Here is a 13289-nt window from a genome sequence, read left to right as displayed (position 1 = left end):
GGTCAGGCGGTCTTGAGATCGAGATCGGTCTCGGCTGCGCCGAAGGACTCCACCGGGACCTGACCGTCGATCACCCGAAGGTAGACCTCACGCATCGCCTCCACATACCGCAGCACCGACTCGCGGGCGATCGAGTTGTTCGGGAAGGCGACGGTCACCGTCGTCTCCTTCTCTGCCCGGTTCACCCACATGCCCACCTGGTAGGCCGACCGCGGGTCGCTGTAGATCCGGCCGCCCAGGCTCTGGAAGTGCTCGATGACACCGGGAAGCAGCATGCCGACGTCGATGAACGACAGCATCGGCACGCCGGGATCCGGCGCGCGCACGCCCTCGACCCCTTCGTCGGCGGCCAGTTCCAGCACCCGCTCGAACGGGACGTGTGCCAGCTCCATGCCACCGTCGAAGGACGCCTGCGCGGCCAGCGCGGTATCGGCGAACGAGCTGACGTCCACCGGGACGGCGATCGGCACCAGACCGGTGAACCAGCCCGTGGTCATGAAGTCGGCCTGGGTGCGCCGGGTGGTGGTCGGGGTGATCACCGAATAGGTGTCCTGCCCCGTCAGCGCCGCGTGCGCCAGCGCTCCGCAGGCGAACACCCCGCCGCTGAACCGTGCGCCCGCCGCCGTGCACGCGGCTTCGAACTTGTCGGTCTGGGATTCGTCGAGCAGCTGCATGGTGATGACGTCACCGGAATGCGGCTGGGACGGATCCCCCAGCGGCAGGGAGAAGCCGGGCAGCGTGCCGCCGTTGAGCTCCAGGAAGTCGATCCACCCGCGCACCTCGTCGGACGCGGTGGTGAGCCCGGCGGTGTAGGCGCGCTGCGCGATGCAGTATTCGGCGTAGCTGCCCGCCTCGGGCAGCTGAAGCGGCGCCTCACCGCGGACCAGCGCGTCGTACATCATGTGGATCTCGACGAACGCCAGGCCGATGAACATCGCGTCGGTGTGCACATGGTCGACGCTCAGGTAGATGGTGAAGTGGTCGGCACGCTGGATGACACCGAAGTGGAAGCAGTCCCACTGCCACGGGTCCGGGGTGGACATCACGTGCTCACGCCACTGCGCGGCCGTCATCTCACCGTGCTCGGTGGCGACGAACTTGATATCGCGCGGGTTGGTCACCGTGTGCCGGACGATCTCGCCCGAATCACCGTCTCCGGCGAACTCGAACCAGCTGTGGAACGTGTCGTGCCGGCGCAGATAGGCGTTGATCACGTGCGTCATGGCCCGCACATCGCACTGCCCGGGGACGTCCCAGCCCGGGATGATCAGCCGGGCCATGTCGGTGCCCTCCGCCAGATGCTTGCGGTAGGCGAGCAGATGCTGCTCCTGCTGATAGCTGGTCGGTACATCGCTGACCGGCGCTTCCCGCACCTTCGCCAGCGAAGCGCGGGACGGATGCCACGAGATCACGACACCTGGTTCACCGATCCACTCCTGGATCGGCTTCATCGCAACCACTTATTGGTCTCCTACCTGGACGACGCCGACGGACGGGGTGCGCATCGATGCGCTCTCCGTCCTCACGACGGGACCGATACGGACGAGCCGGGCGCCAGAGCGTCGACGAGACGCTCGGTCAGCGCCCGAACGGTGCTGATATCTGCTGAACCAATACGAATACCGGTTTCGGCTTCGATTCGGGTTCGTACCTCGAGAGTCCCCAGCGAATCGAGACCATATTCGGCCAACGGCCGGTCGGGGTCGACCGCACGCCGCAGGATCAAGCTGACCTGTTCGGCCACCATCTTGCGGGTCCGGGCCGGCCATTCCTCGCGCGGTAGGTCGTGCAGTTCGGCCAGGAACGCGCTGCCGGACCCGCCGACCCGCGGGCCGGTGGACCGGAACGCCTCGGCGAATCGGGTGTTCTGGGCAAATGCGGTGATCCACGATGTTCCCGCCAGTGAAGCGTAACCGGTGTAGGCGCGGTCGTGCCGGAGCAGCATGTCGAACGCGTAGGCGCCCTCCTCCGGGTCGATCGCGGCCTCCCCGCTGTCGGTGGCCAGGCCGGTGCCCGCGCCGATCTCCGACCACGGCCCCCAGGCGATGGCGGTTGCCGGCAGGCCGTTGGTGCGCCGCCAGTGGGTGAACGCGTCCAACCAGCTGTTGGCCGCCGCATACGCACCCTGGCCGGGCGAACCGACCAGCGCCGCGGCCGAGGAGAACACGCAGAACCAGTCCAGCGACTGCTTCGCCGTCGCCGTGTGCAGGTTCCATGCGCCGTAAACCTTGGGCGCCCAGTCCTTTTCGACCAGCTCGTCGGAGATGTTGACCAGTGCCGCGTCCTCGACCACCGCCGCGCCGTGCAGCACACCGCGCAGCGGCAGGCCGGTGGCACACGCCGCCACCACCAACCGCTCGGCGGTCTCCGGCTCGGCGATGTCACCGAGGGACACCTCGACCTCGGTGCCGCCCCGGCGGATCCGCTCGATGACCTCCTGCGCATACGGCGACGGCGCGGACCGGCTGTTGAGCACGATCCTGCCCGCACCCGCGACGCCCAGCTTCTCTGCCAGGAACAGGCCCAGCCCGCCCAGGCCGCCGGTGATGACGTAGGCCGAATCCGGCCGGCCCACCCGTACTTCCTGGGCCGGCACCACCGCGTTGATCTGCCCGCCGTGCGGGATATCGAGCACCAGCTTGCCGGTGTGCTCGGCGGCTCCCATCACCCGGATGGCGGTGGCGCCGTCCTGCAGCGGGTAGTGCGTGGTCTCCGGCAGCGGCAGCACACCGTCGGCGATCTGCTGGTAGCAGACCTCCAGCACGCGGTGCACGGTGTCCGGATTGGTCAGCGACAGCAACGCCAGGTCGACGGCGTAGAAGGACAGGTTGCGCCGGAACGGGAACAGCCCGATCCGGGTGTCGCCGTAGATGTCGCGCTTGCCGATCTCGACGAAGCGGCCCCCGAAGGACAGCAGTTCCAAACCGGCCCGCTGTGCGGCACCGGTCAGCGAGTTGAGCACGATATCGACGCCGTAGCCGTCGGTGTCGTGCCGGATCCGCTCGGCGAACTCGGTGCTGCGGGAGTCGTAGACATGCTCGATTCCCATGCCGCGCAACAGCTCTCGCCGCGCCTCACTGCCTGCGGTGGCGAAGATCTCGGCGCCGGCCGCCCGCGCGATGGCGATGGCGGCTTGACCGACACCACCGGTGCCGGAGTGGATCAGCACCTTGTCCCCCGCCGAGATGCGGGCCAGGTCGTGCAGCCCGTACCAGGCGGTGGCGTGCGCACTGGGCACCGCCGCGGCCCGGTTGGTGGGCAGCCCCGGCGGCAGTGTGACGGCCAGGTTGGCATCGCAGGTGACGAACGTCGCCCAGGTCCCGTCGGCGGACACGCCACCGACCCGGTCGCCGACCTTGTGGCCCACCACGCCGGGTCCGACCGCGGTCACGACGCCGGCGAAGTCACCGCCCAGCTTGGGCTGGCGGCCCTCGAAGCTCGGGTACCGGCCGAACGCGATGAGCACATCGGCGAAGTTGAGGTTGGACGCGGTCACCGCGACCTCGATCTGGCCGGGGCCGGGCGCCACCCGCTCGAAGGCGGCCAGTTCCAGGGTCTCGATATCCCCTGGGGTCCGGATCTGCAGGCGCAGCCCGTCACGGGCCGGATTGACCACGGTGGTGCGGCGTTCCTCGGGCCGCAGCGGGCCGGGCACCAGCCGTGCCGAGTACCACTTGCCGCCGCGCCAGGCCGACTCGTCCTCGTCGGAGCCGGACACCAGCTGTGCGGCGACGTGTGCGGCGTCGGTGTAGTCGTCGACGTCGATCTGGGTGGGCCGCAGCTGCGGGTGCTCGGTGCTGATGACCCGCACCAGGCCGCGCAGGCCGGCCTCGTCGAGGTTGGCGACATCGTCGGCCAGCACCGTCTGGGCGTTGCGGGTCACCACGTGCAACCGCGGCGCCTGGCCGGCCACCTCGGGCAGCTCCCGGGCGATGTGCACCAGGTGGCGGACGTTGTCGCCGCCGCGCACACCGGACAATTCGTCGGTGTCGCCGCGGCGCGGCGGCGTCACCACCAGTACGTCACCGAACGCGTGCGAGTCCAGCAGCTCCCGCAGCCGCATCGCCTGCGCGTCGTGATCGGAGTGCTGCGGCCACACCATGCTCGTCACGTCGACCCCGTGCCCCTTGAGCGCGTCGGCCAGCTTGGTGGCCAGCAGGTCGGTGGCATCGGAGGTGCTGATCAACAGCCAGCTGCCGGGATTGGCGTAGTCGACCTCGGGCAGGTCCCGCTCGCTCCATTCGATGGTGAGCAGCCGGTCGTTGAAGCTGCGCTCCAACGCACCGGTGTCCGACACGCCGGTGCCCAGCCGCAGGCCGGTCACCGACAACGCCACGTTGCCGTCCTCGTCGAGCAGTTCCAGGTCCACCTCGACGCCGGAGGCCGTCACGCTGGTCAGCGTGGCGTGGCAGTACCGGACGTTGCGGGTCGAGCCGTGGGTCCGCAGCTTGCGTACGCCCAGCGGCAGCAGCAGCGCACCGGTGATGTCCCCGAAGATCGCCGGGTGTGCGCCGACGGCCTGGAAGGCGGCGTCCAGCAGCGCCGGGTGCACGCCGTAGGCGGCCTGCTGCGACCGGATCGAGCCGGGCAGCGTGACCTCGGCGAGCACCGTGTCCTGTGGGCCGTCCTCGCCGGTGTTGACGTAGGCCGCCACCAGGCCGGCGAACGCCGGGCCGTATTGGATGCCGCGCTGGCCGTACCAGGACCGCAGCTCGGCACCGTCGAGACGGGTCGGATGGGCGGCCAGCACCGCGTCGATATCGCGCGCCTCGGGCGCCTGGCCGTCACCGACGCGAAGCACGGCGTCGGCCCGCTGGATCTGCTCACCCTGCTGGTAGGTCTCCACCAGGAAGCTCGCCCGACCGGGCGCGGCCACGGTGGACTCCGCGGACACCACGGTGCTGTCCTCCAGCAGCAGCATCTCGTCGAAGCTGATGTCGTGCACTTCGGCGGCGTCGCCGAGCACGGTCTTGGCCGCCGCCAGCGCCATCTCGCAGTACGCGGCGCCGGGCAGCGCGGCCACGCCGTGCACCTGGTGGTCTCCCAGCCATGGTTGGGTGCCGGTGCCGACGTCGGACTGCCAGGCATGCCGCTCCGGCTCCTCGGGCAGCCGCACGTGCGCGCCGAGCAGCGGGTGCACGGCCAGGGTGGCCCCGCCGGGGGGTAGTTCGTTGGGATCGCGGACCAGCATCAACGGGCGCCGCGTCCAGGTCGGCAGCGGCGCGTCGACCAGCCGACCGCTCGGGTACAGCACCGAGAAGTCCACCTTGGCGCCGGCATTGTGTAGATCGGCCACCACCGACAGCAGCCCGTGCGGCAGGGCCTGTTCGCGGCGCACGCTGGCCAGCGCGGCGTAGCTGATGTCCAGCGAGCGGGCCGTCTGGTCCACCGCGTGCGTCAGCAGCGGATGCGGGGACAGCTCGTTGAACACCCGGTGGCCGTCCTCCAGGGCGGCCTGCACCGCGGCCGCGAACCGCACGGTGTGGCGCAGGTTGTCCACCCAGTAGTCGGCGTCCCAGTCGACCAGGTCGCGCGGGTCGTACATGGTGGCCGAGTAGTACGGGACGCTCGGGTCGCCCGGGTCGAGGTCGGCCAGCGCGTCGGCGAGGTCGTCCAGGATCGGATCGACCTGCGGGGTGTGCGAGGCGACGTCCACGGCGATCTCGCGCGCCATGATCTCGCGGCGCTCCCACTCGGCGATGAGCTCGCGCACCGACTCCTTGGTCCCGCCGACCACGGTCGAGGTCGGCGAGGCCACGACGGCCAGCACCACGTCGTTGACGCCACGGGCCTGCAGTTCGGACAGCACCTGCTTGGCCGGCAGCTCGACGGTGGCCATCGCGCCGGTCCCGGCGACCCGGCTCATCAGCTGGGAGCGCCGGCAGATCACCTTGACGGCGTCCTCGAGGGTGAGCACGTCGGCGGCCACCGCGGCGGCCACCTCACCCATCGAGTGCCCGATCACCGCGCCGGGAACCACCCCGTAGGACTTCAGCGTGGCCACCAGCGCCGCCTGCACCGCGAAGACGGTGGGCTGCACCCTGCCGATCCCGGTGACGGTCTCGGGTGCGGTCAGCGCCTCGGTCACCGAGAACCCGGACTCCGCGGCGATCAGCGGCTCCAGCTCGGCGATGGTCGCGGCGAACACCGGCTCCGCGGCCAGCAGCCCGGTGCCCATGCCGGCCCACTGCGAGCCCTGCCCGGAGAACACCCACACCGGGCCGCGGTCGTCGGCGGCCACGGCGGGCTGGTAGGGCTCACCGCCGTCGGCCACCCCGCGCAGCGCGGCGATCAGGCTGTCGACGGAATCGGCGATCACGGTGGTGCGGACCGGCCGGTGCGAGCGCCGGCGGGCCAGCGTGTAGGCCAGGTCGGGCAGCTCCACGTCGGGATGTGCGGCGACCCAGTCGGCCAGGCGGCCCGCGCTGCGGCGCAGCTCGTCGGCCGAGGTGGACGACACCGCGAACAGCAGCGGCCCGTGGCCATCATCACCGGCGGGTGCGGCGTCGACCGGCGGAGCCTGCTCCAGGACGGCGTGCGCGTTGGAACCGGAGATGCCGTATGCCGACACCGCCGCGCGCCGCGGCCTGTCGCCGGCCCCATTGCTCTTGTCCGGGAAGGGCGTGGCCTCGGTGGGCACGAAGAATTCGGTACCGAGGCGCTCCATTTCCTCGGGCAGCTTGGTGAAGTGCAGGTTGGGCGGGATCACCCCGTGCTGCAGCGCGAGCACGCTCTTGATGACGCCGACCACGCCGGATGCCGATTGGCTGTGGCCGAAGTTCGTCTTCGACGATCCGATCACCATGGGGCCGGTGCCGCCGTAGACGTCGGCGAGGCTCTTGAATTCGATCGGGTCGCCCACCGGCGTGCCGGTGCCGTGTGCCTCGACGAAGCCGACGGAGCCCGGATCGATGGCACCGGACTCCAGCGCCGCCCGGTACACGGCGGTCTGGGACTCGTTCGACGGGGTGAGGATGTTGACCGTGTGGCCGTCCTGGTTGGCGGCCGTGCCCCGGACGACGGCGAGGATGCGGTCACCGTCGCGTTCGGCGTCGGCCAGCCGCTTGAGCAGCAGTACCGCGCTGGCCTCGGAGAAGACGAAACCGTCGGCGTTCACGTCGAAGGCGCGGCACCGGCCGGTTCCGGAGAGCATGCCCTGCGCCGACGCCGAGGCGTACTTGCGCGGGTCCAGGATGATGTGGGCGCCGCCGGCGAGTACCAGATCGCTCTCGCCGTAGTGCAGGCTGCGGGTGGCCATGTGCAGCGCGAGCAGGCCCGAGGAGCATGCCGAGTCGACGGTGAATGCCGGGCCGCGCAGGCCCAGGTGGAAGGCGATGCGGCCGGAAGCCATGCTGTAGTTGTTGTGGGTGAAGCCGTATGGACCCTCGATGGCGTGCGCGTCGGCCGCGATCAATTGGTAGTCGTTGGTCGTCAGGCCCATGAACACGCCGGTCAGTGATCCGTCCAGGCTGGCCGGGTCGATACCCGCGTGCTCGACGGCCTCCCAAGCGGTTTCCAGCAGCAGCCGGTGCTGCGGGTCGGCGGCCGTGGCCTCGCGATCGCCGATGCCGAAGAAGTCGGCGTCGAACCCGGCGACATCGTCCAGGAAGGCGCCCCACTTGGACACGGAGCGACCCGGCACGCCGATCTCGGGGTCGTAGTGCTCCTCGGCATCCCAGCGCTCCAGCGGAACGGTGGTGACGTAGTCGTCGCCACGCAGCATCGCTTGCCACATTTGCTCAGGTGAGTCGATTCCGCCCGGCAATCGCACCGCCATCCCGATGACGGCGACTGCTGTCACAGGTGCCTCAACCACGTAGTTCCAACCTCTTTCGGACGGGTAACTCAAAGACGAGCGAGTGACAGGTACGGCTCTCGGATCCACGGTTGCCTCATGTGCGCCGCACTGCGCTGCCCAGATCCTTTCCCCGCCCCAGTGCCGAGACTCGTCGGTGAGTCGGTAGCGTAGTCGTCTGCGTTGACGATGGCGTTAAAAACCGAGCAAATCCTCAAAGGACTTTACAGTTTCAAAGGCCGCGACGCGCAGGCTACACGAGCAATATCAAGATCGCCTAGCTACTTGCGGATATGCCCGCAACCTGCGGATAGGCCAATAAATTGACTAACAGGTAAATATGGCGCATCTCACTCGTATCGGCCGATCATTAGCCATGACACATTTCAGCTAATAAGTCCAGCTAATGTTAGCGGGTTGCTGAAGCGTTCCGTCAACCCACTTCGGGGAGCCGGGCACGATGCCTGACACGCTGGTGCTGACCGCCGCTAGCAGCAGAAACAGGAGTAACATGGGCCCCAGCAATACGTTTCCGTGCGCCTGGCAATCCACGTCGCGACAAGCCGGACATCGACTGATGGCAACGCCACCGTAGGTAACGACGACAGCCCCCGCAAGACGGCCAGGAAAGCGGGCTCGATGACGCAGTGACATGTGTCACGACCGCCCGGCGGACCCCCGCCGGGAAGGCTTCGCGCGGGGGCGCAGCAATATCCGCCCAAGTCCTTACCGACGAGTTAGTTGACACTCCAAGCAAAACTTCGGAGCCCGTTGCACGGCCTCTAACCGGCCGCCGGGGAGGGGTAGGAGAAAGGCGCGCCGAACTGCGAAATCCCGGCGAAACCGCGATTCCGGGCCCGTCCGGCGGCATGCCGGATCAGCGCCGCGGTCGCGACGAATCCTGCCTGGTCAGGCACCAGCATCGGGGTCAACAACCGGTTGTGCACGTACCCGAACGCCAGGCCGGCGGCCGGATCTGCCCAGCCCAGCGAGCCGCCGAGGCCCACGTGGCCGAAGCCCGGCAGCACGCCGGGAAGAGGCAGGCCGTGGTAGCCGAGGTGGAACGACATCGGCATCAGCATGGACCCGTCGGGATGCCAGCTCGGCCGAGCGGTCAGCCCGTCCACCAGCGCCGGGGACAGGAAGCGGGTGCCGTCGAGCTCGCCGCCGTTGGCGATGGCCCCGTACAGGCGGGCCAGGGCACGCGCCGTCACCACGCCGTTCGCCGAGGCCATCTCGCTGTCCAGCAGCGGCATGTCGCCCTGCACCATCGAGCGCATCCCCGGGAAGTACATGGCGCCGAAACCGCCCGAGAACGGCAGGGCGGCCAACTGCGGCGCGATGACGTCGAAGACCGGGTTCTTCCACGCGCCCTGCGGCCCGATGATCCGCGCCGGCTGTGTCGGCGCCGAACCGGGCGGGCGGCCCAGGTGCAGCCCGTCGACGCCGAGCGGGGCGGCCAGCTCGGACCGGAACAGGTCCCGCATCCCGCAGCCGGTGACCGCGCGCGCCAGCCCCGCCAGCAGCCAGCCGTACGTGAGCGCATGGTAGGCCGGCCGGCCGCGGAACAGGCCCGGCCGGGCCGCGGCGACCCGGTGCTCCATGAGTTCGTGGTCGAGCAGCTCGGCCGTGGTGACCGCGCCCAACTGGGACAGCCCGGCACGATGCCGCATGGCGTCACGGACGGTGATGTCCGCCTTGCCGTTGGCGCCGAACTCCGGCCAATACTGCGCAACCGGCGCCTCGTAGTCGATCAGCCCACGATCGGCGAGGCGGTGGATGACGGTGGAGGCCAGGCCCTTGGTCGCCGAGAACACCATGGCCCCGGTGTCGGCCGTCCACGGCCGGGTACCGCGCCGGTCCGACCATCCGGTCCACACGTCGACGACCGGTACGCCGTCCAGGTAGACCGCCAAGGCCCCGCCGCCCAACCGGGGGTGGCGGAACAGCTGGGCGAAAGCCCCCACAACACGGCCGAAGCTCGGGTCGGCCGCCCCGTGCACGCCGTGCGGCAGCTCCGCGCGATCGTCGTCATAGGGCCGCGCCGCGCTGCGCCCGCCCTCCATTGCGTGGGTCACGATGACAACAATTTACTCCGTCGTATAGCTAACTATCGAGCAGCGTTACCTATCTGTAAGCCTGGTGTGGGCTCGACCCGGTTGCCGCGGCGAACGTCCCGCAGCATCGCCTCGAGTCGGTTGCCGGCACGCCCCGCGGCAAATCGCGGTCAGCTTCGGGGCCGGTCGGCGGCGGCCAGAATCTCCTGTGCTGCCAGCGCCGGCGTCAGCTCACCGTCACGCACCCGGCGCTCCACGTCGGCCCGCAACGCGCGCACCGCCGGATGCGACAACACCCGGTCCAGGACGGTGTCACGCACCATCGCCCAGGTCCACTCCACCTGCTGCGCCCTCCGCCGCCGGTCGAACTCCCCCGCGCCGCGCAACACGTCGCCGTGGCGCTCGATGGTCTCCCACAACTGGGCGAGGCCGTCGCCGGTCAGTGCGCTCATGGTGAGAACCGGTGGCCGCCACAGTGTTTCGCGCGGATAGATCAGGCGCAGCGCCGCCGCCAGTTCCCGGGCCGCAGCCTTCGCCTCGACGGCGTGCTCACCGTCGGCCTTGTTCACCACCACCACGTCGGCGAGCTCCAGCACACCCTTCTTGATGCCCTGCAGTTGGTCACCGGTGCGCGCCAGGGTCAGGAAGACGAACGTGTCGACCATCGCGGCGACCGTCACCTCCGACTGCCCGACGCCGACGGTCTCGACCAGGATGACGTCGAAGCCCGCCGCCTCCAACAGCACGATGGTCTCCCGGGTGGCCCGGGCCACCCCACCGAGGGTGCCCGAGGTCGGCGACGGCCGGATATAGGCGTCCGGGTGCACGGCCAGCTTGGCCATCCGGGTCTTGTCGCCCAGGATCGACCCGCCGGTGCGGGTCGACGAAGGGTCCACCGCCAGCACCGCCACCCGGTGGCCGTGCTCGATCAGGTACATGCCCAGCGCCTCGATGGTGGTGGACTTCCCCACCCCGGGCACACCGGTGATCCCCACGTGCAAGGCCGTGCCGGCGTGCGGCATCAGTTGCAGCAACAACTGCTGGGCGCGCTCGCGGTGGTCGGCCCTGGTCGACTCGACCAGCGTGATCGCCCGCGCCAGCGCGGCACGCTCGCCGTTGCGGATCGCCGCGGCGAGGTCTCCTGTGTCGGCTGCCACTAGCTCAGCTGGTAACCCAACCGCTCGGCCAGCTTGCCGAGCAGGCCGACCGCGGCGTCGGCGATGACGGTGCCCGGCGGGAAGATCGCCGTCGCACCCGCCGCGTACAGCTCGTCGAAGTCGCCCGGCGGGATGACGCCGCCCACCACGATCATGATGTCGGGGCGTCCGACGGCGGCCAGTGCGTCGCGCAGGGCGGGCACCAGCGTCAGGTGGCCGGCCGCCAGCGAGGAGACCCCGACGACGTGGACGTCGTTGTCGGCGGCCTGCTGGGCTACCTCCTCCGGGGTGGAGAACAGCGAGCCGACGTCGACGTCGAAACCGATGTCGGCGAAGGCGGTGGCGATCACCTTCTGGCCGCGGTCGTGGCCGTCCTGGCCCATCTTGGCCACCAGGATGCGTGGCCGGCGCCCGTCGGCCTCGGCGAACTTCTCGACCAATTCCGTTGCGGTGGTCACGTTTCGGCTGCCCCCCACCTCGTCCCGATAGACACCGGAGATGGTCCGGATCTCGGCCTGGTGCCGGCCGTACACCTTTTCCAGCGCGTCGGAGATCTCGCCGACGGTGGCGTGCGCCCGGGCCGCATTGATGGCCAGCGCCAACAGGTTGTTACCCAGCCCGTCCTCCCCCGCCGGCCCGGAAGCCGCCGCCGCGCGGGTCAACTCGGCCAGCGCGGATTGTGTCCCGCGCTCATCTCTTTCCGCGCGGAGTTGCTCCAATTTGGCCAGCTGCTCGGCGCGCACCCGGCTGTTCTCGACCTTGAGGACCTCGATCTCCTGGTCCTCGTCGACCTGGTATTTGTTCACGCCGATCACCGGCTGGGCGCCGGAGTCGATGCGCGCCTGGGTGCGCGCGGCGGCCTCCTCGATGCGCAGCTTGGGGATGCCCTCACCGATCGCCTGCGCCATGCCGCCGTGCTCGGCGACCTCGGCGATATGAGCGCGCGCCTTCTCGGCGAGCTGGTGGGTGAGCCACTCCACGTAATACGAGCCGCCCCACGGGTCGATGGGCCGGGTGGTCCCGGACTCCTGCTGCAGCACCAGCTGGGTGTTGCGGGCGATGCGGGCGGAGAAGTCGGTGGGCAGCGCCAGCGCCTCGTCGAGGGCGTTGGTGTGCAGCGACTGGGTGTGTCCCTGGGTGGCCGCCATCGCCTCGATACAGGTGCGGGCGACATTGTTGAACGGGTCCTGAGCGGTCAGCGACCAGCCCGAGGTCTGCGAATGGGTGCGCAGCGAAAGGGATTTCGAGCTCTTCGGGTCGAACTGGGACACCAGCTCGCTCCACAGCAGCCGGCCCGCGCGCAGCTTGGCCACCTCCATGAAGAAGTTCATCCCGATACCCCAGAAGAACGACAGCCGCGGCGCGAACTTGTCGATGTCCAGCCCGGCGTCCAGGCCCGCCTTGATGTACTCCACCCCGTCGGCCAGCGTGTAGGCCAGCTCCAGATCGGCCGTCGCCCCGGCCTCCTGGATGTGGTAGCCGGAGATGGAGATGCTGTTGAACTTGGGCATCTTGGCACTGGTGTAGCCGAAGATGTCGGAGATGATCCGCATGGAGGGCTTCGGCGGATAGATGTAGGTGTTGCGGACCATGAACTCTTTGAGGATGTCGTTCTGGATGGTCCCGGCCAGCTTCTCCGGCGGCACCCCCTGCTCCTCGGCGGCCACCACGTACAGCGCCAGGATCGGCAGCACCGCGCCGTTCATCGTCATCGACACCGACACCGATCCCAGGTCGATCCCGTCGAACAGCTGGCGCATGTCCAGGATCGAGTCGATCGCCACACCGGCCATGCCGACGTCGCCGGCGACGCGCGGGTGGTCGGAGTCGTAGCCGCGGTGGGTGGCCAGGTCGAAGGCCACCGACAGGCCCTTCTGGCCGGCGGCCAGGTTGCGGCGGTAGAACGCGTTGGATTCCGCGGCGGTGGAGAAGCCGGCGTACTGCCGGATGGTCCAGGGCTGGTTGACGTACATCGTCGGGTACGGACCGCGGATGAACGGCGGCTCACCGGGAAAGCTGTGCAGCGGGTAGCCGGCCGCGGCGGCCTCGTCGCGGTCGGCGGCGGTGTACACCGGTTTGACCTCGATGCCCTCCGGGGTCACCCAGTCCAGCTGGTCGGGGGTGTAGCCGTGCGCGGCCGCGGCGTTCGCGGTGAGCTCGGCGACGTCCCCGGCGGTCGGCGCGGCCGGGGTGCGCTCACCGTCGAGCGGGACATCGGCGAAACTCGGGATGCCGGTTACGGCCGGAGCCGCCCCGGCGGCGATATGTGATGCAGTCATG

General features: G+C 69.6%; 5 protein-coding genes. All 5 read right to left on the bottom strand.

Annotated elements, in window-relative coordinates; all coding sequences use genetic code 11:
- Positions 1 to 2: 2 nt before the first annotated feature.
- Entirely contained in the window at positions 3 to 1460 is a 1458-nt protein-coding gene (locus AWB94_RS34350; protein ID WP_165605284.1) for a condensation domain-containing protein, read from the bottom strand.
- A 62-nt stretch (positions 1461 to 1522) separates the two neighbouring features.
- Complete coding sequence (gene pks2, locus AWB94_RS27550; RefSeq protein WP_062655484.1) at positions 1523 to 7816, bottom strand: sulfolipid-1 biosynthesis phthioceranic/hydroxyphthioceranic acid synthase; 6294 nt, start codon at positions 7814 to 7816, stop codon at positions 1523 to 1525.
- A gap of 761 nt (positions 7817 to 8577) precedes the next feature.
- Positions 8578 to 9861: an esterase/beta-lactamase LipL gene (lipL, locus tag AWB94_RS27545; protein WP_062655485.1), complete on the bottom strand. Its 1284-nt coding sequence runs from the start codon at positions 9859 to 9861 to the stop codon at positions 8578 to 8580.
- Between the two features lie 161 nt (positions 9862 to 10022).
- Positions 10023 to 11009 (bottom strand): methylmalonyl Co-A mutase-associated GTPase MeaB, encoded by a 987-nt coding sequence (gene meaB, locus AWB94_RS27540; RefSeq protein ID WP_062655486.1) that lies wholly within the window; start codon positions 11007 to 11009, stop codon positions 10023 to 10025.
- Positions 11009 to 13288, bottom strand: a complete 2280-nt coding sequence (gene scpA, locus AWB94_RS27535) for a methylmalonyl-CoA mutase (protein ID WP_062655487.1) — start codon at positions 13286 to 13288, stop codon at positions 11009 to 11011. The genes meaB and scpA overlap by 1 nt, the downstream gene beginning before the upstream one ends.
- Position 13289: the final 1 nt, after the last annotated feature.

This window comes from Mycolicibacterium canariasense (genome assembly GCF_002101555.1).
In the GTDB taxonomy this organism is placed as follows: Bacteria; Actinomycetota; Actinomycetes; order Mycobacteriales; family Mycobacteriaceae; genus Mycobacterium; species Mycobacterium canariasense.
The sequence above is the reverse complement of the archived record's forward strand: the minus strand, read 5'-3'. Positions and strand labels throughout refer to the sequence as shown.